The sequence below is a fragment of the Streptomyces sp. NPDC004732 genome (assembly GCF_040609235.1).
Classification (GTDB): Bacteria; Actinomycetota; Actinomycetes; order Streptomycetales; family Streptomycetaceae; genus Streptomyces.
Genome location: NZ_JBEXJR010000002.1, coordinates 470,324 through 491,519 on the forward strand (window position 1 = coordinate 470,324; position 21,196 = coordinate 491,519).

Below are 21,196 nucleotides of genomic sequence, written 5' to 3' on the forward strand. Positions count from 1 at the left end.
AGATGAAGGTGGCCCCGCACCCGGGATCTCCAAGGGGGCGGGGCCGTCCGTCAGTTGAGGTGCTGCGGTCCGAACGCGTCGGGGAGCATGTCCCCCAGCGACCGCACGCCCGACGACGTCTCCAGGAGGAGCTCCGCGCCGCCGAACTCGTACAGGAGCTGGCGGCAGCGGCCGCACGGCATCAGGATCTCGCCCTTGCCGTCCACGCACGTGAAGTGCGTCAGACGGCCGCCGCCGGTCAACTGGAGCTGCGAGACCAGGCCGCACTCGGCGCACAGACCGAGCCCGTACGAGGCGTTCTCCACGTTGCAGCCGGAGACGGTCCTGCCGTCGTCGACCAGGGCCGCGGCGCCGACCGGGAAGCCCGAGTAGGGCGCGTACGCACGGGACATCGCCTCGCGCGCGGCTTCCCGCAGGGTGTCCCAGTCGGTGTCCGCGGCAGCGGTCGTCACTTGCCCTGCCCCTTCCGGTACGGCATTCCGTCCGCCTTCGGCATCCGGAGCCGCTGGGCGGAGAGCGAGAGGACCAGCAGGGTCACCACGTACGGAGTGGCGGTGACGACCTGGTTGGGCACCTCGTCGGTCAAGCCGTACCACAGGAACATCAGCGCGGAGACGGCCGCGGTGATCGCCGCGGGGACGAGCCGCTTGCGCCACACGAGGTAGATCGCGCCGATGACCAGCAGGATCGCGATGAGCAGGAGCAGCGCGTGGACGTTCGTGCCGCCACCCCGGAGCTTCAGGCTGTCGGTGTAACCGAACAGGCCCGCGCCGAGCGCGAGTCCGCCCGGCATCCAGTTGCCGAAGATCATCGCGGCGAGGCCGATGTAGCCGCGGCCACCGGTCTGGCCCTCCAGGTAGATGTTGGAGGCGACCAGCGAGAGGAAGGCGCCGCCGAGCCCGGCGAGGCCGCCGGAGATGACCACGGCCAGGTACTTGTACTTGTAGACGTTCACGCCGAGCGACTCGGCCGCGATCGGGTTCTCGCCGCAGGAGCGCAGCCGCAGACCGAACGACGTGCGCCACAGGATCCACCAGCTCAGCGGGACCATCGCGACGGCGATCACCGTGAGCGGCGACAGGTCGGTGATCAGGCCGCCGATCAGGCCCGCGAGGTCGGAGACCAGGAACCAGTGCTTGTCGTTGAGGTCCATGAGCCAGTCGGAGAGGCCCGGCACGGAGAAGTTGCCGAGCGACTCGACGGGTGGCGACTGCTTCGACGTACCGCCCTCCTCGCCCTCGAAGGCGAAGGTGGAGAGGTAGCGGGTGGCGCCCAGGGCGAGGATGTTCAGGGCCACACCGGAGACGATGTGGTTGACGTTGAACGTGATCGTGACGATCGCGTGCAGCAGGCCGCCGAGCGCGCCGCCGATAATGCCGAACAGGACGCCCACCCAGGGGCCCCACTGGAATCCGGCCCAGGCACCGAACCAGGTGCCGAGGATCAGCATGCCTTCGAGGCCGATGTTGACGACGCCCGCGCGCTCGGCCCAGAGGCCGCCGAGACCGGCGAGGCCGATCGGCACGGCGAGCTTGAGGGCCGTCGACATCTGTCCGGTGGACGTGATGCCGTCGGCTCCGGTGATGATGCGGACCACGGAGGTCAGCACCAGGACGCCCGCGATGACGAGCAGGAGGACGGGGAGCGAGATGCGGCGGCGGCCCGGCGCGGGCTGCTTGGCCGGGGGCTTGGCGACGGTTGCCGAGCTCATCGGGCAGCCACCTCCTTCACGGAGTCGTTGTTGCCGTTGTGGCCGTTGTTGCCGCTCGCGCGGGCGGCTGCGGCCAGTTCCTCACCGACGCGGCGCTGCTGGCGGCGCAGGCCCCAGCGGCGCACCTCCTCGTAGGAGACGACGACCGCGATCACGATGAGGCCCTGCATGATCACCGCGATCTCCTTGTCGTACGCCTCCGGCTGGGCGTAGTCGAGGGCGGGCGACGCCTTGTCGAGGAAGGCCCACAGCAGCGCCGCGAAGGCGATGCCGACGGGGTTGTTGCGGCCGAGCAGCGCGATGCCGATGGCGGTGAAGCCGAGGCCCGCGGGGAAGGAGAGGCTGTACGTGTGGGTGTCGCCGAGCAGGATCGGCAGGCCCGCGAGGCCCGAGACCGCGCCGGAGATCAGCATCGCGCTGAGCACCATGCGCTTGGCGTTGACACCGCTGGCCGCGGCGGCCGACTCGGAGGCGCCGGTGGCGCGCAGGTCGAAGCCGAACCGGGTGCGGTTCAGGACCAGCCAGTACAGGATGCCCGCGAGCACCGAGATGATCACGAAGCCGTAGATCTCGCCGCCCGCCACCTCGATGCCGGGGAACCAGCCGGACTTCTCCATCACGCCGGTGGTCTGGTTGTTGCCGACCGGGACGCCGAAGTTCTCGGTGAGGGTGAGGTAGGCGATGACGCTCGTCGCGATGGCGTTGAGCATGATCGTGGCGACCACCTCGCTGACGCCGCGGGTGGTCTTGAGGACGCCCGCGATACCGGCCCAGAAGGCGCCGGTGAGCATGGCGACCGCCATGAGCATCGGGATCTGCAGGAACGACGGCAGCGCGAGGTGGGTGCCGACGACGGCGGTCACCATCGCGGCGAGCCGGTACTGGCCGTCCACACCGATGTTGAACAGGTTCATGCGGAAGCCGATGGCCACCGCGAGCGCCGCCAGGTAGTACATGCCCGCCTGGTTGAGGATCAGGACCTGTACGTCGGAGAACGTGGCCTGCTCCAGCATCAGGCTGTACGGCTCGATCGGGCTCTTGCCCGAGGCGAGCAGCACGACCGAGGTCAGCGCCACGGCCGCGATCAGCGCGATGACCGGTCCGGCCACCGCGAGGAGCACACGCTCCTTGTCGAACTTCTTCATCGGGTCTCGTCCTCCTCGGAGCCGTCACCGGACTCGACGTGTTCCAGGTGACCGGAGGCGGCACCCGTCATCGCCGACCCCAGCTCCTCGGGCGTGATGGTGGCCGGGTCGGCGTCCGCGACGAACTTTCCGCGGTAGATCACGCGGAGGGTGTCGGAGAGGCCGATCAGCTCGTCCAGGTCGGCGGAGATCAGCAGTACGGCGAGGCCCTCGCGGCGGGCCTCGCGGATCTGGTCCCAGATCTGCGACTGCGCACCGACGTCCACACCGCGGGTGGGGTGGGCGGCGATCAGGAAGCGCGGCTTGTGGCTCATCTCGCGGCCGACGATCAGCTTCTGCTGGTTGCCGCCGGACAGGGAGGCGGCCGTCACGTCGATGCCGGGCGTACGGACGTCGTACTCCTCGACGATGCGGCGGGTGTCGGCCTGCGCGCTCTTGAGGTCCAGCCAGAAGCCCAGCTTGCTGCCCGCGTTCGGCTTCTCGGTGACGTGGCCGAGGATGCGGTTCTCCCACAGCGGGGACTCCAGGAGGAGTCCGTGGCGGTGGCGGTCCTCGGGGATGTAACCGATGCCGTCCTCGCGGCGTTTGCGGGTCGCCGTGCCGGTGATGTCCTCGCCCGCCATCCGGATCACACCGGAGTCGGCGTGCTTGAGGCCGATGAGCGCGTCGATCAGCTCGGTCTGGCCGTTGCCCTCGACACCCGCGATGCCGAGGACCTCGCCCTCGTGGATCGTGAAGGAGATGTCGTCGAGCAGCGCGCGCCCCGACTCGCCTTCGGCGAGCAGCTTGAGGCTCTCGACCTGGATCATCGCGCGGTCGGTGACGGTCGACTCGGCCGTCTCGGGGGTGGGCAGTTCGCTGCCCACCATCAGCTCGGCGAGCTGCCGCGGCGTGGTCTCGGAGGGGATCGCCGTGCCGACCGTCGTGCCGCGCCGGATGACGGTGATGTCGTCGGCGACGGAGAGGACCTCACCCAGCTTGTGCGAGATGAAGATGACGGACAGGCCCTCGGACTTGAGCTCGCGCAGGTTGTCGAAGAGCGCGTCGACCTCCTGCGGCACGAGCACGGCCGTCGGCTCGTCGAGGATCAGCGTGGTGGCGCCGCGGTAGAGGACCTTGAGGATCTCCACGCGCTGCCGGTCGGCGACGCCGAGGTCCTCCACGTACGCGTCGGGGCGCACGCCGAGGCCGTAGCGCTCGGAGATCTCGGCGATCCGGCGGCGGGCGTTGCCGCCGATGCCGTGCAGCTTCTCGCTGCCGAGGACGATGTTCTCCAGGACGGTGAGCTGGTCGGCGAGCATGAAGTGCTGGTGCACCATGCCGATGCCGCGGACGATGGCGTCCGCGGGGCTGCCGAAGGTGACCTGCTCGCCGTCGACGGTGATGGTGCCCTCGTCCGGCTTCTGCATGCCGTAGAGGATCTTCATCAGGGTCGACTTGCCCGCGCCGTTCTCGCCGACGAGGGCGTGCACGGTGCCCTTGCGGACGGTCAGGTGGATGTCGTGGTTGGCCACGACACCGGGGAAGCGCTTGGTGATGCCGTTGAGCTCAACGGCGGTGCCACCGACGGCGGTTGACGCCTTGTCGGCGGGTGCCTTGTCGGTGGGCGGAGGGCTGGTGGACGCGTCGATGGCGCACTCTCCTCGGGGGCCGGAAGGCCTGAAGGGCCTGAGGGAAAGGGGCCGCCTACGCGCGCAGTGCCCCTGCTCTCGGCGAATTTCCCTGGTCTGAAATTCCCCGGTCCCGGCCCCCCTGCTGCGGTGGGGAGTCGGGGATGGGTCCGCGCGAACGGGGCGCGGGTGAACCATCGTCCCCCACACCCCGTTGCACGTGAATCACGCTGCCGTTACGGCAGTCGGCAAGGCGGCTGCGCCTTACGGAGCGGTCTTGACCTTGATCTTGCCGCCCTTGATGCCCTCTTCGGCCTTCTTCAGGGCCGTCTGGACATCCTTCATCTTCTGGAACTCGGGGTTCGAGTCGGCGAGCGCGACACCGCCGGAGGCGAGGTCGGCACGGACGACGCCGCCCTTGGCCTTGCCGTCCTCGACGGCCTTCGCCAGGTTGTAGACCGAGCCCGCGACGTCCTTGGTCGCCGAAGTCAGGATGTACTTCTTGTACTTGGCGAGGGCGTCCTGCTTGTACTGGTCGGAGTCGACACCGATCGCCCAGACCTTCTTGGCGGCGGCGGCCTCGATGACGCCCTGACCGGAGAGGCCCGCCGCGTGGTAGACCACGTCGGCGCCCTTCTCGATCTGGCCCTGCGCGGCGGTCTTGCCCTTGTCGGGGCTGGAGAAGCCGCCGTCCTCGGCCTTCTCCGTCAGGTACTGCTTGACGAGCTTGACCTTGGGGTCGGTGTCCTTGACGCCCTGCGCGAAGCCCGCCTCGAACTTGTGGATGAGCGGGACGTCCACGCCGCCGACGAAGCCGACCGTCTTGGACTTGGTCGTCTTGGCGGCCACGACGCCCGCGAGGTAGGACGCCTCCTGCTCGCTGAAGACCAGGTCGGAGACGTTGTCGGCCTTGACCGTCTCGTCGTCGACGATGCCGAAGGTGGTCTTCGGGAACTTCTCCGAGACCTCCTTGATGGCGGGCGCGTACGCGTAGCCGACGCCGATGACCGGGTTGTAGCCCTGCTTGGCCAGCTGCGTCAGGCGCTGCGCCTTGTCGGCGTCCGACTCGCCGTCGACCGGCTCGACGGCCTTCTCGCCGGTCTTGAACTCCGTGGCGGCCTTCTTCATGCCGACGGTCGCGGCGTCGTTGAACGACTGGTCGCCGGCGCCGCCGACGTCGTAGGCGATGGCGACGCCCTTGTTCTTGTCGTCCTTGCTGGAGGTGGCGTCGCTGGACGTGCCACCACAGGCGGAGACGGTTACGGCAAGAGCGGCGGTCGCGGCGCCCGCGACAGCTATTCGAGACACCCGGCGCATAGAGACGAACTCCTTAGTACAAGCAAGCACAAGCACGTACGAGCGCCTCACCTGGCGCTGATTTCGCCGCAGCGTAACGCGCGTAGACCTGACATAAGAACCCTTCTGTCCGCTCCGTTATCGAGCTGTGGCCACCGGGTGTCGGAGGGCCGAACGACGGGTGGGCGCCCCCTTCGCAGGGGGCGCCCAGTCGCCACACGCAGTACTACGTAAAACGTCCCGGACCGTGCACTACGGAACGATCTTCACCTTGACCTTCCCGCCGACAATGTCCTTCTCCGCCTTCTCCACGGCGGCGACGACGTCCTTCATCTCCCGGTACTTCGGGTTCGAGTCGGAGAAGCCGACGCGGCCGGACTTCAGGTCGTACCGCTGCTCGCCGCTCATGGGCTTGCCCTCGACGACCGACTCCGTCAGGTCGTACACCGCGCCGCCGACGTCCTTGAACGCCGAGCCGAGGATGTAGTCCTTGTACTTGGCGAGGGCCTTCTGCTTGTACTGGTCCGAGTCGACGCCGATGGCCCACTTCTTCTGCGAACCGGCCTCCTGGATGACGCCCTGACCGGAGAGACCTGCCGCGTGGTAGATCACGTCAGCGCCCGCCTCGATCTGCCCGCTCGCCGCGTTCTGCCCCTTGTCCGGGCTGGAGAATCCGCCCTCCTCGGGCTTCTCGGTCAGATACCGCTTCTCAATTTTGATCTTGGGGTCGATGGATTTCACGCCCTGCACGAATCCGGCCTCGAATTTGTGGATGAGCGGAATGTCCACGCCCCCCACGAATCCGACGTGCTTGACCTTGGTCGCCTTCGCCGCGGCCACACCCGCCAGATAGGAGCCCTGTTCCTCGTGGAAGACGAGGTCGGCGACGTTGTCCGCCTTCACGGTGTTGTCGTCGATGATCCCGAAGTTGGTCTTGGGGAACTTCTTGGCGGCGGCCTCCACCGCGGGCGCGTAGACGAAGCCGACCCCGATGACCGGGTCGTACCCCTGCCTGGCGAGCTGTTCGAGGCGCTGGACCTTGTCGGCGCTGGACTCGCCGTCACCCGGCTCCATGTCCACGCCGCCGATCTTGAACTCCGCGCGGGCCTTCTTGTAACCCGCGTAGGCGGCGTCGTTGAAGGACTGGTCGCCCTGCCCGCCGATGTCGTACGCAAGGCCGATGCCCTTGCCCTTGTACGACGAGCCCGCGGATCCCTTGTCCTTGCCCTCGTCGTCCTGCGAGGCCTCGTTGCTGGTCTTGCCGCACCCTGCCGCCGCGAGGGCGACGACGGCGAGTGCGGCGGTGATGTGAGTGGCGCGAGATTTCCGAGATTTCGAAGAGAGACGACGCACAGGAAGCACCCCTTGATCGCCAACGCGCCGCAAACGGCGCTGATTTCGGCGCACATTAACGCGCGTAGAAAGGGAGGGGAACGGGTTTTCGCAGTGCCGTTACCTCTTCGTGCTTTTGTTCCGTACGTCGCCTCCGTCGCGCCCCTAACGCATCGCATCCAACAGAGCCGCGGCGGTGAAGAGTTCGACCCCCGCCGTGATCGCCGTCTCGTCGACGTCGAAGTCGCCCTGGTGGAGGTCGCGCACGGTGCGCTCCCCCGGCTTGCGCACGCCGAGCCTGGCCATGGCGCCGGGCACGTGCTCCAGGTACCAGGAGAAGTCCTCGCCGCCCAGGCTCTGCTCGGTGTCCTCGACGGAGTGCGGGCCGCGCCGCTCGCTCATCGCGTCCCGCAGCAACTCGGTGACCAAGGCGTCGTTGACGACGGGCGGCACGCCGCGGATGTAGTTGATCTCGGACTTGGCGCGGTAGAGGTCGGCGACCTCCTGGACGGCGCCGTGCACCAGGTCGGGCGCGTCCCGCCAGGTGTCGAGGTCGAGGCAGCGCACGGTCCCGGAGAGCTCGGCGTGCTGCGGGATGACGTTGCAGGCGTGGCCCGCCTCGATGCGGCCCCAGGTCACCGCGAGCCCGGAGCGGGCGTCGGCCCTGCGGGAGACCAGGACGGGGACCTCGGTGGCGACCTTGGCGGCGGCGGTGACGAGGTCCGTGGTGAGGTGCGGCCGCGCGGTGTGTCCGCCGGGCCCGTCGAGCGAGACCTCGAGGCGGTCGCAGGCGGAGGTGATGGCGCCGTGCCGCAGGCCGATGCGGCCCGCGTCGACCCGGGGGTCGCAGTGCACGGCGATGATCCTGCCGACCCCTTGGAGGGCGCCCGACTCAATGGCGTCGGTCGCGCCGCCGGGCAGGACCTCCTCGGCGGGCTGGAAGATCAACCGGACCGGAAAGGGCAGTTGGCCCTTCTTCGCGAGCTCGGCGAGGACGAGCCCGGCGCCCAGGACGACGGTGGTGTGCACGTCGTGGCCGCAGGCGTGGGCGCGGTCGGGGACGGTGGAGCGGTACGGAACGCCGAGCTTGGTGTCCGGGATGGGCAGCGCGTCGATGTCGGCGCGCAGGGCGAGCATGGGCCGCGCTTGGCGCCCGGCGGCCGGGGGCTCGCCGATGTCACAGATGAGCCCCGTGCCGGTGGCGAGCACCCGGGGTTCGAGGCCCGCCTCCTCGAGCCGGGCCTTGAGGGCCGCGGTCGTACGGAACTCCTGGTTGCCGAGCTCGGGGTGCATGTGCAAGTCACGGCGGAAGGTGACCAGTTCGGCGCGCAGCGCTTCGGGCAGCGCGCCGGGCAGTGCTTCCGCGGGGGCGGACTCGGCTCCCGGCTCGGCTTCGGACTCGCGGGACATCAAATGGTTCACCCTGTGAAGGGTAAGGCGACGATGGGGCCAACTGACCCACGATCAACAAAAGTTCAGCCCGATAGGGGAAGAATTCGTGGCCTCGTGGCGCATGACCATTGGTCGCACTGGGTAACCTTTTAGGCCGCCAAGGGGGATGCGGGGACGGCCCGGCGCCTGTAATAGGCCACTGTCACTGCCACGAGCAGGGGCGGCCAGGCGAGCAGCGGCACATAGCACCCCACCAGGAGTGCGGTCTGGGCCGCACTGTCGGTGACGCCCTGCCCTTCGCCCAGGCCGGCGGCCTGCGCGTAGAACGCCCAGCCCATGATCGCGAACAGCCCGGCGGCGCCGAGCAGGGCGGGGACGACGGCGGCGAGGGGCCGCACGGGCCGACCCCCGATGACGGGTATCCACCCCGGTACGACCTCGCCCCACCCTCGCACAAGCCCGAGCGTCAGCAGCGCAAGCCCCTCGGAGACGAGGCTCAGCATGAGGATGTACACGGCCTCACCCGCGCCCTGCTGGGGCTCGGCGGCCACGGGCAGCCCGGCGACCAGCGCCACCCGCCACAGCCCCGAGGGCAGCGTGGCGAGCGGCACGGCGTGCGCGGCGAGGACGGCCCAGCGGGGGACGTCGGGGAGTGCGTCGATCTTCAGCATGGTTCTCATGCTGGCGCGGCGGGGCGGTCGCCACGTCGTCGTACGGGAGGGGAAGGGTCCGCCGCGCGGGGGAGGCGGCGTGCCACCAGGACGGGGCTCCGCGATCCTGCCGGGGCAGGGTGGCTCAGGCGGCCGCGTCGGGCAGCCGCAGCTCGAACCAGAGCAGCTTGCCGCACCGCCCGAAGAGGTCGTCACCCAGGGGGTAGCCGCCCCACGCCTGGGCCCACCACGCCACCAGACCGAGGCCGCGCCCACCGTCCGCCTCCTGCGGGACGGAGCGCAGTGGGCCACGGCGGCCGGGTGGCTTGTCGAAGGGAGCGGGGATGTGCGGGTTGGTGTCCCACACACTGACCCGCAGCCCGTACGGGGCGGCGGTACCGCGCAGGCGCAGCGCGGCGGGTCCTTCGGAGTGCCGGTAGGCGTTGGTGACCAGCTCGGACGTCAGCAGCTCGGCGACGTCGACGAGCTCGGCCATTCCGTACGCGGGGAGCACGGCGCGGGAGGTCATGCGGGCGATGCGGGGAGCACGGGGGTCGTGGGGCAGGTGAAGGGCGTACGACCAGGTGTGGGGCGGGGATACGGTTTCCATGTCGCCTCCTTGGGGGCGGAGTTCGGTTCGCTCCCTGCCGTGACCTGGCGGTGGCATGCCGCGCCGTGGTGCGGTGCGGTGCGCTTCCGGCTTGCGGGGCGGGGCAGTTGAGCGGTTCGAGTCACACCGTAGGACGTAACATGGTCTGCATTCCATGCTTAGCGAGGAATGCAGACCACGTTCCCTCGTGTGAGGTACCTCTGCAACGTATGCACGGACGAGGAGAAGCGACCGATGCCCGAGCCGAGTTCCCTGCCGACGGTGCGCCGACGACGCCTCGGTACCGAACTGCGCCGACTTCGCGAGCGCGCCGACCTGAGTGTCACCGAGGCGGCGGCGCTCCTGGGCGTTCCCCAGTCCCGCATCAGCAACATCGAGGCGGGGCGCTACGGAGTGAGCGGTGACCGCGTGCGCGTGCTCGCGGGACACTACGACTGCACGGACGGCGAACTGGTCGACGCCCTCGCCGCCATGCCTGGTGATCGCCGACGCGGCTGGTGGGAGGAGTACCGCGACACCCTGTCGCCGCGCCTGCTGGACCTGACCGAGTTGGAGCACCACGCGACACGGTTCCGCGTCGCCCAGATCATCAACATCCCCGGCCTGCTCCAGACCGCCGCCCATGCGCGAGCCCTCTTCGACCAGACCGTCCCGCAGCTCAAACCCCACGAGATCGAACACCGGGTCTCCCACCGGGTGAAGCGCCAGGCCGTACTCCACCGCGACCAGCCCTCCCCCTATGCGGCGATCATCCACGAAGCGGCCCTGCGCATGCGCTTCGGCGACCGGACCACGAACCGGGACCAGCTCGGCCACCTCATCGACATGAGCGATCTCGACCACGTCACCCTGGCCGTCGTCCCCTTCGAGAGCGGCCCCTTCCACACCTCGGGCCAGGGCGTCGACTACTTCCACGGCCCGGTTCGGCAGCTGGACACCGTTCAGATCGACACCGACCACGGAGGTGAGCTCATCGACTCCCCCGCCCAGCTGGAGCGCTACCGCTTGGTCCTGGACCGCATGGAACGTGCCGCCCTCGCCCCGGCCAAGTCCCGCGACTTCATCGCCCAGCTCATCCAAGACGCCTAGGAAGCCCACCACCGTGACCGAACTCGCCTGGCAGAAGTCGACGTACAGCCAAGAGGCCTCCTCCTGCGTCAACATCGCCACCGCCCCCGACGGAACGATCCGCCTCCGCGAGAGCGACGACCCGGACGTCATCCTCAGAACGACCCGCACCCAACTCGGCACCCTCATATGCGCCGTCAAGAACACGCAATCCTCGTTCAGTGGGTGCGTGATGAGGTCCCCGGGCGGCGACTGAGAGTGGGTGTCCATTCGGAACCACTCCGGGAGCAACGATGCCCGAAGAGATGCGCGGCGGAATCCAGCCGGCATCATCCACCGTCGTGCGCGAGCTGTCCCCCGACGCGCGCGATCAGCTGCTTCGTGCCACGGAGCAGGCAGGCATGCACCTTGGGCGTATGGCCAAGAGGGCCGGTCCCGAGCTTGCCGATGACATGTGGGGGAACGTCCTTCTGGGTCTGCACTCGCGGCTCGTCAGCCGTGGGCCCGTCGAGGACCTCGACAAGTACCTCAACCGCTGTGTCACCAACCAGCTGTGCAAGCTGCGCGCCACGGTGGAGGTCCTGGTCGGAGACGAGACCCTGGCCGTACTGCGTGCGCGTCAGGGCGACCACCTGACGGGCGAAGTCGTCCGGCTCAACCATGAGTTGATCGAAACGGTGCGGGGCATCCGCGCGCTCGATCTGCTCACGCCGCGCCAGATGGCCGTCTTCGTGCTCGGGCAGATCCTCGGCGAGGACAACCGGATGATCGCGGAGTGGCTCGACCCGCCGACCACGGCCCGGGCCGTCGCCACGCTCAAGTGGCGGGCCAACCGGGAGATCAACAAGGCCTGGCGTGACGGCAGGCTCGCGCACCTGGGGTTCGACCCGCCGAGGTAGAGACTGCTCCGTGACGAGGGATTGGAACGTCCCGCTGCCACACGGTACGGCGACCCCGGCCCGTGCGGTGGCGGGGTGAGCTGGAAGCTCGCCCAACGCCAGAAAGGTAGTTACTGATAGGCCTCGCCGGAGGGGTGACGAGGCCGCCACGATATGAACCGGCAGGGCATCGGCTTGTCGGCCGTCCCCTGCCGCGAAGGAGTCCAAGTGCGAAACTGCATCGTCATCGTGATGGCTGTCCCAGCAGCCATCTGGAACGCGGTCGTCTCATGGTTCATGAAGGTCATCACGCCGGATTCAGCCGTGCGTCTGCCTAGCGTCAACCTCGCGCCGGAAATGGGGGAGGCCGTGCGAACTGATCTGCCCGGCCAGGTCGTGAGGTTGTAGGCGCGGCCTGAGCATTCGGGCCGATCGACGCGAGCCCACGGGGAGGTCTCGCGCTGATCGAGCACCGCTGGAGAAGGGCTCCCGGTGACCGGGGGCCCTTCTCGCGTCTGAAGGTGGGCAACAGGCCCGAGTTGCTGATGAGTCAGCCGCTCCCCCTCGGGCCTCGGACCGTGGAGGCCTACGTTGAACGGTTTGATCTCCGAGCTCATCGCGGCGGGCGTCCCGATGAAGCTCGTCTTCCCTCTGCTGTTGATCCTGGCGCTGGTACTGCTCGTTCGCGCCGGGGCCGCCGCAGTGGCCAAGGTCATCAAGGCGATGCACCCCGGAGAATCAGCGGACGCCGTCGCGATGCAGGCCAACCGCATCCAGCACCGGCAGTGGAAGCTCCAGCGGCGTGACGGAAACCGCCGTGCCCGCGCAGCGCGCCGCGCCCTCGTGCGTGCTGAGGTGCGAGCCCGACGCACGAGGAAGCGGACTGCCCGCTACGTGGACGGGCCGGTGACACTGCCGAGGCTCATTCTGTCGGCGGAGGAACCGGTGCGCGTACCCGGCGGCGACAACTCGCACGGGCTCACAGCGCGATGAGCCCCGCCGCCGTCCCAGGCGACGTTGACGAACCCGGCCAGTTCACCGGCGGCGTCCCGCGCGCACACCCAGCCGAGGCTGTGCCGGTGCAGTTGCTCGCGCCATCCGATGTCAAGCACCGGGTGCCCGAAGCCCTCGGCGTGCAGGGCGTTGACCTCGGGGTCCTCGAAGGCGTCCCGCCAGGTGTACGTGATCACTTGGCGATCGACTCCGCCCAGGCCTCGGCCGTGGTGACCTCCGCCCATTGGGGGAACAGTTTTTCGGTGAGGGTGCGGTGGACCTCCGGATCCAGGTCCAGACAGGCGTCCGAGAGGATCGTCAGGGGCAGGTCCATGTCGTTCGCTCGGCATGCGGTGTGCAGGACGACGCCGCTGGTGGCGATGCCTGTCAGGACCAGGTGGTCGACGTCGTGGGCCCTGAGCACCAGCTCCATGTCGCTGCCGGAGAAGGCGCTGCCCCGCCGTTTGGTCACCACGGTCTCGCCGGGCAAGGGCGCCGCGTCGGGGTGGATCTGGCTGCCGTGGGCGCCCTCGGTGAACAGGCCCGCCTGTATGACGTTGGCGAGGATGTGGCTGCGGGTGCGCGGGGTGGCATCGGGGATGTCCGGGCGCAGGCCCATCACCACGTAGATCACGGGGATGCCCGCCGCCCGTGCGCCGTCGATCGCGGTGCGCAGCCGCGGCAGGTATCCGGAGCCGTCGTCCGCGAGCGCGATGACGTCCCGTTGGATGTCCATCACCAGGAGTGCGCTGTTCTGTCCGGTTGTCATGCGATCGCTTGTCCTTCCATGGCTTCCCGTGCCGTGACTTCTCGTGCCGTTCGTGCGAACGCCGCCACCGCTCCCGTCTCGTGGCCCAGCCGCCAGACCAGGCCGTAGCCCGTCGGCTCCGCGTCGGCGAAGGGGACGTACGTGATGCCGGGGCGGGCGAAGTACGTGGCCGTGTGGGCGGGGGCGGGCAGCGCGCCCCGGCCCGCCGCCACCAGCATCAGGGCCTCCTGCATGTTCGTCACCGCGGGGCCGCGGCCGATCGGGCGGCCGCTCGGGGTGCGGGAGGGGACGTGGTGGTCCAGCCAGTAGTCGGGGACCTCGCCCGCGATGGTGAGGAGCGGGACGTCCGCCAGGTCCTCCAGGGTCACGGAAGGCCTGGCGGCCAGGGGGTGGGCCGCGGGCAGGGCGAGGACCCGGTCCTCCGAGAGCAGCACCGATCCCCCGCCCAGGTCGTCCTCCCGTACCGGGAACTCGGTGAGCTGCACGTCGAACTCGCCCTTGCGCAGCTGCCCGTACGGATCGCCGAGCGGCACCTCGCAGACCTCCACGGCGAGGCCGGGGTGGCTGACGCGCAGGGCCTCCGTCGCCTTCATGACGATCTCGCCGGTGAGGGGGTTGGCGAACCCCACGTGCAGCACGGAGTCGATGCCGCGCGCCGTGGCCACGGCGCGTTCCAGGGCCGCGTCGATGGCGCGGTGGTGCGGTTCGAGGTCGGCCCGCAGCTGCCTGCCGAGGGCGGTGAGGCCGACGCGGCGGCTGCTGCGGATGAACAGCGGGGCGCCGACCCGGCGTTCGAGCCGCTGCACGAGCTGGCTCACCCGGGCCCGGGACAGCCGCATGCGCTCCGCGGTGCGGCCGAAGTGCAGCTCCTCCGCGAGCAGGAGAAAGCACTCCAGTTCGTCTCGCTCCATCGACGTACCCCCAGGTCGTTGCGGATCGGTCAGCCTGGCTGAACGAACGTTGCGATGTTCGCCGTTGTTCCGCACCGGGGCCCCGGCCGAGGGTGGCGGCATGAGTCAGAACCTTGCGCCTCACGCGCCCGAGTCCCCCGACAGACCCTTCACCGGCCGCGAGTGGGGCATCCTCCTCGTCCTCTGCGGCGCGATCTTCCTGGAGGGCATCGACGTCGCGATGCTCAACGTCGCCCTCCCCTCCATCCGGGCCGACCTCGGCCTGTCCACCGGCTCGCTGCAGTGGGTCATGAGCGCGTACGTCCTCGGGTACGGCGGGTTCATGCTGCTCGGCGGGCGGGCGGCCGACCTCTTCGGGCGCCGCCAGATGTTCGTCCTCTGGCTCTCCGTCTTCCTGCTCTTCTCCGGGCTCGGCGGCTTCGCGACCGAGGGCTGGATGCTCATCGCCGCCCGCTTCGTCACGGGCGTCGCCGCGGCGTTCATGACCCCGGCCGGGCTCTCCGTCATCACCACCGGATTCGAGGAGGGCCCGCGGCGCAACAAGGCGCTGCTCTTCTACTCCGGCACCGCCGCCGGTGGCTTCTCGGTCGGTCTGGTCGTCGGCGGGCTGCTCGCCTCGGTGGGCTGGCGCTGGGTGTTCTTCGCGCCCGTGGTGCTCTCCGCCGTGATCCTGCTGGCCGCCCTCGCCTTCGTACCGAAGTCGCCGCGTCCCGACCGGACGGGTCAGCGCGTCGACCTGGCGGGCGGGTTCACGATCACGGCCGCCATCGTGCTGCTCGTCCTCGGCGTGGAGCGCGCCACGCACACCGCGTTCGGGTGGACCGCGGTCACGATCGGCGCGGGGCTCGTGCTGCTTGCCGTGTTCGTCGCGGTCGAGCGCCGGGCCGCGGCTCCGCTGGTGCGGCTGGGCATCCTGCGGAGCGGTCCGCTGGTGCGCGCCAACCTCTCGGGGCTGCTCTTCGCCGCGGGCTTCTTCGGCTTCCAGTTCCTGGTGGTGCTGTACCTCCAGGAGCTGCGGGAGTGGTCGACGCTGCAGACCAGCTTCGCGATGATCGTCATCGGTGTCGACGCGCTCCTCTCCCCCGTCCTGACCCCCAGGCTGGTGAGCCGCTTCGGCAACGCCCGGGTGATCTTCGGCGGACTGCTGCTCGCCGCGCTGGCGTACGCGCTGTTCCTGCCGGTCGGCGCGGACTGGACGTACGCGATGATGTTCCCGAGCCTGATCGTCCTCGGCATCGCCTTCTCCCTCGCGTACGGTCCGCTCACCATCGTGGCCACGGAGGGCGTGGCCGAGGAGGAGCAGGGCCTGGCGGGCGCGCTCCTCTACACGTCCTTCCAGTTCGGCGCCGCGCTCGGCCTGTCGACGGTCACGGCCGTCAACGTCGCCGCCACCGCGTCGAGTTCACCGTCCGCGCTCCTGGACGGCTACCGGGCCGCCCTGTGGGTCCCGCTGGCCGCGGCCCTGCTCGCCGCAGTGATCAGCGCGTTCGGGCTGCGGACGAGGAGGGGGAGCGTGCCGGTGGCGCAGGGGCTTCCTTCGGAGGAGCGCGCGTCGACGGGTGCGGTCGCCTAGCGTTCTTCTCCACCCCACGCGGTAGCGCTACCACCTGGGTTGACCGCCCTGCCCCCGTGGGTGCAGGCGCACGTCACCCTCCTGCTGGACGCGCGGCAACGGCCGGATCCCTAGCGTGAATCGTGTCCGGGCGGTGTCCGCGGAACCAGTCGACGGCCGCCCGGACCACCTTGTCCGAGACGGCCTCGCGCCGCCCTGCCGAAGGAGAATCCATGTACGCACACCGAAAGGCTGCGGCCTTCCTGGCCGCCGGAGTCCTGGCCGCGACCGCCGTCACCGGTGCGGCCGCCACCGCGTCGGCCGCCCCCGCCCCCGCCGCCTCCCCGTCCGTCTCGGCCTACTGCGAATGGTGGGGCGGCATCGGCATGTACTGCGGCTATGACCTCCTGAACACCTACGCCGACTACGGCGACAGGGGCAACAAGGTCAAGGAGATCCAGGCGCTGCTCCGCTATCACGCCATCTACGTCACCGTCGACGGCAAGTTCGGCAAGGACACCCGCGCCGGGGTGAAGAAGTTCCAGCGCTCCTGGGGCTTGGGCGTCGACGGCATCGTCGGCCCCAAGACCTGGCAGTGGCTGCGGACCGCGATCTGAGAACCGCGGTCCGGGAACCGCCGTCCCAGGCGACGAACTCTTCCGTACGCTTGACTTCAACCTTGGTTGAAGGAGGATCGTCGCGTGGCATGACGCATCTCTTGGACCTCATCCACCCCGACGCGGGCACCGTTCTGATCAGCGAGTGGCGCACCGGTACCCCGGAGCGCACGCGGGCGGCCGCCGACGCCGTCATCCAGGAATGGGCGGCCGCCGAGCCGCCTCCCGCGCGGCTCGCGCAGCACCTCTTCGTCGCGACGGACGGCACCGGCCTCCTCCACTACGCGCAGTGGACGAGCGACGAGGACCACCTCGCGTGGGCCCGTGCCCACCGCACCGCCGTGATCAGCCGCGTCGACACACTGGTCCCCGGCATCGAACGGCCCGGCCTCAACCGGACCCGGCTGCACCGCAGCGTGGTGCACGACGCGGGGCCCCGCCCCGGCGTCTTCGCGGTCACGATGACGACGGCGGTGGAGGAGACGGAGAACACCGAGAACACGGCCACACCAGTAACGGGCCTGCTGGCCACGCACATTCATCTGACGGCGGACGGCGGGCGCGCGATCGTCGTCTCGGAGTGGACCGACGCCGCGGCGCACGAGACGGCCGCCGCCGACGCGCCCGGCGTGCGGACGTACACGCTCCGCCACGCGCTCACGGACGGCCACGGCCAGGAACAGTACGACGCGCGGCCCCCGGCGTGACAATGAGGCGTCCGCCGCCGCCACACACCAGGGAGTCACGACCGGCCATGACGACAGCGACCTGGCAGGGCTCCGCGCCCGGCGTCCTTCGGCTGCCTTCAGGGCGGCTCGTGCGGGGGCGGGGGCTGCGGCGGCCCCTGCCGGAGGGGCCGACGCCCGACTTCGGTGTCTATCTGCTCGGCAAGGCACCGGACGGCATCCCCTGGGAGCACACCTGGCTGCGCTGGCCCGACTTCCGGCTGCCCGGTGATCGGGCGACGGCGCGTGAGGTGCTGCGCGAGGTGTGGGACCGGGCCGCCGGGGAGCGTGTGGAGGTGGCGTGCGGGGGCGGGCGCGGGCGGACCGGGACCGCCCTCGCCTGCGTCGCCGTGCTCGACGGGGTGCCCGCCGAGGAGGCGGTCGCATTCGTCCGCGCGCACTACGACCGGCATGCGGTGGAGACGCCCTGGCAGCGGCGGTACGTCCGGCGGTTCAGCGGTTAGGAGTTACGCCGGGGCCGTGTGGCGTACCGATGTCAGACGGTGTACGTCCCGTGCCGTCCCCGTGACGCCGGACAGGAAGCCCTGGGCGCGCGGCGACGCCGTCTCCGTGAGCCAGGCCGGGTCGATGTCGCAGACCGCCACCTTGACCTCCGTGCCCGCAAGGGCCAGGGGCAGGGTGTGGACGACGGTCGAGGGGAAGCTGAGGATCGTACGGCCGATGGGGCCGCGGCGGGCGATGAGTTCCAGGGGGAGGTCCGGGCGGACCACCTGGAGGCCCGTCTCGACCGCGAGCCGGTGGAGCTTCTCGGCGCTCTCGCGGCGGTGGGCGAAGTAGCGGGTGGCGCCGTGGGTGCGGGAGAGGGCGATGACCGCTTCGATGTAGCGGTCCGGGTCGACCACGCCCGTCTCCACCAGGGACGTGCCGACCAAGTCGGAGCCGCGCGTGATGCGGGGCGGGCCGAAGCGTTCCCGGGTCCAGGCGAAGGCGTTGACCGTGATCTGCACGCCGTCCGGGGCGCTGTCGATCGGCATGGCGGAGAAGACCTCGACGGTGCGCGTCCCGCCGGGTGTGAGGCGGCGCCGCGCGGCGGCCGAGACGGGGGCGAAGGCGAGGTCGCGGGGGCCGGGGCGGCCGCCCTTGCGGTGCCAGCGCTGCAGGCGTTCGCCGCGGGCCAGCTGGGCGATGAACTCCATCGTGGCCGTGCCGTCGTCGACGACGACCAGGGACTGTGCCCGGGTGATCGTCAGGAGGAGCTGTACGTAGCGGGAGAACGGGTCGCCGATGACGACCCGGTCGGCCCTGCGCAGGGCGCCCGTGAGGCCGCCGACGGTGTGGAAGGGTGCCGACGCGCCGCCGCGCGCCTCCTCCCAGCGGACCTCGACGCCCTCGTCGCGGGCGAGCTGCGCCATGCGGCGCAACTGGCCTCGCGTCATGGGGTCGTTCGGGGAGAGGACGACGACGGTGAGGCCCCCGGCCGGGCCGGTCGCGGCCGCGGCGTGCGCCCATTCCAGGACGTTCAGCAGCTGGACCGGGCTCTCCACGAAGGCGAGCGTGGACTCCGCCGCCCCGTCCGGGGCGGCTGTGGTGTCGGCGGCTCGGCCGACTCGGGGGCTCATCGTCGTGTGTCCGTCTCCCGTTAATGCGGGCCGCGTGTTCAGACCGCGACCGGCTCGGCGTCCGCGGCGGTCTCGGCCTCGGCCACGACGCCCGCGACGCGGCGCAGCTTCTTCATCGGGCCGAGCTCGGACTCGTAGACCTTCTTGACGCCGTCACCGAGGGACGCCTCGATGGTGCGGATGTCGCGGACGAGGCGCGTGAGGCCCTGCGGCTCGACCGACGCGGCCTGGTCCGAGCCCCACATGGCGCGGTCGAGGGTGATGTGACGCTCCACGAAGGTGGCGCCGAGCGCGACGGCGGCGAGCGTCGTCTGCAGGCCCGTCTCGTGGCCGGAGTAGCCGATCGGGACGTTCGGGAACTCGGCCTGCAGGGTGTTGATCACGCGGAGGTTGAGCTCCTCCGCCTGCGCCGGGTACGTCGACGTGGCGTGGCACATCAGGATGTTGTCGCTGCCGAGGACCTCGACCGCGTGGCGGATCTGCTTCGGGGTCGACATGCCGGTCGAGAGGATGACCGTGCGGCCCGTGGCGCGCAGGGCGCGGAGCAGCTCGTCGTCGGTGAGCGAGGCGGAGGCGACCTTGTGGGCGGGCAGGTCGAACTTCTCCAGGAAGGCGACGGCCTCGGTGTCCCACGGGGAGGCGAACCAGTCGATGCCGCGCTTGGCGCAGTGCTCGCTGATGGCCTGGTACTCGGACTCGCCGAACTCCACGCGGTGGCGGTAGTCGATGTACGTCATGCGGCCCCAGGGGGTGTCGCGCTCGATGTCCCACTGGTCGCGCGGGGTGCAGATCTCCGGGGTGCGCTTCTGGAACTTCACCGCGTCGCAGCCCGCGTCGGCGGCCACGTCGATGAGCGCGAACGCGTTCTCCAGGTCGCCGTTGTGGTTGATGCCGATCTCACCGGTGATGTACACGGGCTGACCGGGACCGGCCGTCTTCGAGCCGAAGCGGCGGAGGCGGGAGTCGGCGCCGATGGAGGTGATGTTGCTCATGGGGAAATTCCTTAACTGTGGAGGGAGTCGAGAGAGGGGCCGAGGATCCAGGTGGCGATCTCTCGGATCGCGCCCTCACCACCGGGGACGGTGGTGACCGCGCGTGCGGCGCCGCGTACGACGTCGTGGGCGCTCGCGACCGCCACGGGCCAGCCCACGAGGGCGAAGCACGGGAGGTCATTGACGTCGTTGCCGACGTAGAGCACGCGCTCGGGAGCGATGCCCTGCTCCTCGCACCACTGCTTCAGTGCGAGGTCTTTCCGGTCGATGCCGTGCAGGACGGGAAGCTTGAGCTTCCTGGCCCGCGCGGCGACGACCGGGTTCTGTTCCGTGGACAGGATCAGCATGTTCAGGCCGCTCCTGCGGAGGGCCGCGATGCCGAGGCCGTCCCCGCGGTGCACGGAGACGAACTCCCGTCCGTCGGAGTCGATCAGCACCCTGTCGTCGGTCTGGGTGCCGTCGAAGTCGAGGACGACCGCGTCGATGTCGGCGGCGGTCGGGAGGGCGGCGTCGCCTTCGGGGCGGGCCGCGTCGAAGAAGGGGGCGAGCGCGCGGGCGCGGGCGAGGTCGTGCGGGTCGTCGACCTCGAGCACACGGGCCGGGTCGGTGCGGACCGGCTCGGTGCGGCCGAAGAAGCGGTGCTTCTCGGCGCGGAAGCCCGCCGCGTCCATGGCGTAGGCGGCGCCGGTCTCCAGGAGGTCCTGGGGGCGGTCCTGGCGGCGCGGGCGGAACGACTTGTCGTGGTTCACGCCGTAACCGCCGCGCGGCTGAGTCTGCGTCTGCGTGGAGTTGGCGAGGGTCGCCGTGCCGCCCACGGAGTCGGTGCGGTGCGCGCCGATGCCCTTCTGGAGACCGGTGCCGTCCTCCGTGGCGTCGTCCGCCGCGTCGCGCCAGATGAAGCCGTGGAAGGGCGCCACCGTGACGGCCGTGTCGGCGCCGTGCTCGGCGACCGCGGAGGCCACCCCGTCGACGTCCTCACTGGTGAGGAAGGGGCTGGTGCACTGCACGAGCAGGACGACGTCCACGGTCGCGCCGTGCAGCGCCTCGTGGGCGTCCATGGCGTGCAGCACGGCGGCCTCGCTGGTCGCGGTGTCCCCGGCGATCGCGGCGGGGCGCAGCACCACTTCGGCACCGGCGTGCCGGGCGGCCTCGGCGATCACGTGGTCGTCCGTGGAGACGACGACGTCGGTGACGAGCCGGGCGGCCAGGCACTCGCGGATGGCGCGGGCCACCAGCGGCACGCCGCCGACCGGGGCGAGGTTCTTGGCGGGCACGCCCTTGGAGCCGCCGCGGGCGGGGATGACGGCGAGCACGCGGCGGACCGGTGCGCCCGCCGGGTCGAGGTGGGGCATGGGTGCTCCTTGG

Annotated in this window: 22 protein-coding genes and 1 pseudogene; 8 read left to right on the top strand and 15 right to left on the bottom strand. The window is 70.3% G+C overall.

Annotation, left to right across the window (positions count from 1 at the left end):
• Positions 1–50: 50 nt before the first annotated feature.
• The 9 genes from ABZV77_RS06755 to ABZV77_RS06795 all read right to left on the bottom strand — a co-directional run bounded on the left by ABZV77_RS06755 (position 51) and on the right by ABZV77_RS06795 (position 9,746).
• Positions 51–452, bottom strand: coding sequence for a cytidine deaminase (locus ABZV77_RS06755; protein WP_356251163.1), 402 nt, complete (start codon positions 450–452; stop codon positions 51–53).
• Entirely contained in the window at positions 449–1,711 is a 1,263-nt protein-coding gene (locus ABZV77_RS06760) for an ABC transporter permease (RefSeq protein ID WP_356251165.1), read from the bottom strand. Before ABZV77_RS06760 ends, ABZV77_RS06755 begins: the two co-directional genes overlap by 4 nt.
• Entirely contained in the window at positions 1,708–2,856 is a 1,149-nt protein-coding gene (locus ABZV77_RS06765) for an ABC transporter permease (protein WP_356251168.1), read from the bottom strand. The genes ABZV77_RS06760 and ABZV77_RS06765 overlap by 4 nt, the downstream gene beginning before the upstream one ends.
• Positions 2,853–4,370 carry an ABC transporter ATP-binding protein gene (locus ABZV77_RS06770; protein ID WP_356251171.1) on the bottom strand — a complete coding sequence of 506 codons (1,518 nt, stop codon included), beginning with the start codon at positions 4,368–4,370 and terminating at the stop codon, positions 2,853–2,855. The genes ABZV77_RS06765 and ABZV77_RS06770 overlap by 4 nt, the downstream gene beginning before the upstream one ends.
• Positions 4,371–4,730: 360 nt before the next feature.
• Positions 4,731–5,783 (bottom strand): BMP family ABC transporter substrate-binding protein, encoded by a 1,053-nt coding sequence (locus ABZV77_RS06775; protein ID WP_356251174.1) that lies wholly within the window; start codon positions 5,781–5,783, stop codon positions 4,731–4,733.
• A 231-nt stretch (positions 5,784–6,014) separates the two neighbouring features.
• On the bottom strand, positions 6,015–7,115 hold the full coding sequence (locus ABZV77_RS06780; RefSeq protein WP_356251177.1) for a BMP family ABC transporter substrate-binding protein: 1,101 nt from the start codon (positions 7,113–7,115) through the stop codon (positions 6,015–6,017).
• A 144-nt stretch (positions 7,116–7,259) separates the two neighbouring features.
• A complete protein-coding gene (locus ABZV77_RS06785; protein ID WP_356252342.1) occupies positions 7,260–8,504 on the bottom strand; it encodes a M20 family metallopeptidase in 1,245 nt (414 codons plus the stop codon).
• Positions 8,505–8,635: 131 nt separating this feature from the next.
• The gene (locus ABZV77_RS06790) at positions 8,636–9,157 is read right to left on the bottom strand and encodes a hypothetical protein (RefSeq protein ID WP_356251180.1); all 522 of its coding nucleotides are present in this window, start codon (positions 9,155–9,157) and stop codon (positions 8,636–8,638) included.
• A 124-nt stretch (positions 9,158–9,281) separates the two neighbouring features.
• The gene (locus tag ABZV77_RS06795; RefSeq protein ID WP_356251183.1) at positions 9,282–9,746 is read right to left on the bottom strand and encodes an ATP-binding protein; all 465 of its coding nucleotides are present in this window, start codon (positions 9,744–9,746) and stop codon (positions 9,282–9,284) included.
• Between the two features lie 234 nt (positions 9,747–9,980).
• On the opposite strand from ABZV77_RS06795, the gene ABZV77_RS06800 reads away from it, so the two are divergent.
• From ABZV77_RS06800 to ABZV77_RS06815, 4 genes are all read left to right on the top strand, one after another.
• Positions 9,981–10,835, top strand: coding sequence for a helix-turn-helix transcriptional regulator (locus tag ABZV77_RS06800; RefSeq protein WP_356251186.1), 855 nt, complete (start codon positions 9,981–9,983; stop codon positions 10,833–10,835).
• Positions 10,836–10,848: 13 nt separating this feature from the next.
• Positions 10,849–11,070 (top strand): DUF397 domain-containing protein, encoded by a 222-nt coding sequence (locus tag ABZV77_RS06805; protein ID WP_356251189.1) that lies wholly within the window; start codon positions 10,849–10,851, stop codon positions 11,068–11,070.
• Positions 11,071–11,107: 37 nt separating this feature from the next.
• On the top strand, positions 11,108–11,713 hold the full coding sequence (locus ABZV77_RS06810) for a hypothetical protein (protein WP_356251191.1): 606 nt from the start codon (positions 11,108–11,110) through the stop codon (positions 11,711–11,713).
• Positions 11,714–11,920: 207 nt separating this feature from the next.
• Entirely contained in the window at positions 11,921–12,100 is a 180-nt protein-coding gene (locus ABZV77_RS06815; RefSeq protein WP_356251194.1) for a hypothetical protein, read from the top strand.
• A gap of 581 nt (positions 12,101–12,681) precedes the next feature.
• Here ABZV77_RS06815 and ABZV77_RS06820 read toward each other — a convergent pair.
• The 3 genes and pseudogenes from ABZV77_RS06820 to ABZV77_RS06830 form a co-directional block, all read right to left on the bottom strand.
• Positions 12,682–12,930: pseudogene (locus ABZV77_RS06820) on the bottom strand (hypothetical protein); the annotation flags it as partial.
• On the bottom strand, positions 12,879–13,454 hold the full coding sequence (locus tag ABZV77_RS06825) for a cysteine hydrolase (RefSeq protein ID WP_356251197.1): 576 nt from the start codon (positions 13,452–13,454) through the stop codon (positions 12,879–12,881). The pseudogene ABZV77_RS06820 and the gene ABZV77_RS06825, both read right to left, overlap by 52 nt.
• Complete coding sequence (locus tag ABZV77_RS06830) at positions 13,451–14,365, bottom strand: LysR family transcriptional regulator (protein ID WP_356251200.1); 915 nt, start codon at positions 14,363–14,365, stop codon at positions 13,451–13,453. The genes ABZV77_RS06825 and ABZV77_RS06830 overlap by 4 nt, the downstream gene beginning before the upstream one ends.
• Before the next feature lie 100 nt (positions 14,366–14,465).
• Between ABZV77_RS06830 and ABZV77_RS06835 the strand changes: the two genes are divergently transcribed.
• From ABZV77_RS06835 to ABZV77_RS06850, 4 genes are all read left to right on the top strand, one after another.
• Positions 14,466–15,938: an MFS transporter gene (locus ABZV77_RS06835; RefSeq protein ID WP_356251203.1), complete on the top strand. Its 1,473-nt coding sequence runs from the start codon at positions 14,466–14,468 to the stop codon at positions 15,936–15,938.
• 212 nt (positions 15,939–16,150) lie between these two features.
• On the top strand, positions 16,151–16,534 hold the full coding sequence (locus ABZV77_RS06840) for a peptidoglycan-binding domain-containing protein (RefSeq protein ID WP_356251206.1): 384 nt from the start codon (positions 16,151–16,153) through the stop codon (positions 16,532–16,534).
• An 89-nt stretch (positions 16,535–16,623) separates the two neighbouring features.
• Positions 16,624–17,241, top strand: a complete 618-nt coding sequence (locus ABZV77_RS06845) for a hypothetical protein (protein ID WP_356251208.1) — start codon at positions 16,624–16,626, stop codon at positions 17,239–17,241.
• Positions 17,242–17,288: 47 nt separating this feature from the next.
• The gene (locus ABZV77_RS06850) at positions 17,289–17,723 is read left to right on the top strand and encodes a protein-tyrosine phosphatase family protein (protein WP_356251209.1); all 435 of its coding nucleotides are present in this window, start codon (positions 17,289–17,291) and stop codon (positions 17,721–17,723) included.
• A 3-nt stretch (positions 17,724–17,726) separates the two neighbouring features.
• Here ABZV77_RS06850 and ABZV77_RS06855 read toward each other — a convergent pair whose 3' ends face one another.
• The 3 genes from ABZV77_RS06855 to ABZV77_RS06865 are packed head-to-tail and all read right to left on the bottom strand — an operon-like array spanning position 17,727 to position 21,183.
• Positions 17,727–18,839, bottom strand: a complete 1,113-nt coding sequence (locus ABZV77_RS06855; RefSeq protein WP_356251212.1) for a hypothetical protein — start codon at positions 18,837–18,839, stop codon at positions 17,727–17,729.
• Positions 18,840–18,877: 38 nt separating this feature from the next.
• The gene (locus ABZV77_RS06860) at positions 18,878–19,831 is read right to left on the bottom strand and encodes an N-acetylneuraminate synthase family protein (RefSeq protein ID WP_356251215.1); all 954 of its coding nucleotides are present in this window, start codon (positions 19,829–19,831) and stop codon (positions 18,878–18,880) included.
• 11 nt (positions 19,832–19,842) lie between these two features.
• Positions 19,843–21,183 (bottom strand): N-acylneuraminate cytidylyltransferase, encoded by a 1,341-nt coding sequence (locus ABZV77_RS06865; protein WP_356251218.1) that lies wholly within the window; start codon positions 21,181–21,183, stop codon positions 19,843–19,845.
• Positions 21,184–21,196: the final 13 nt, after the last annotated feature.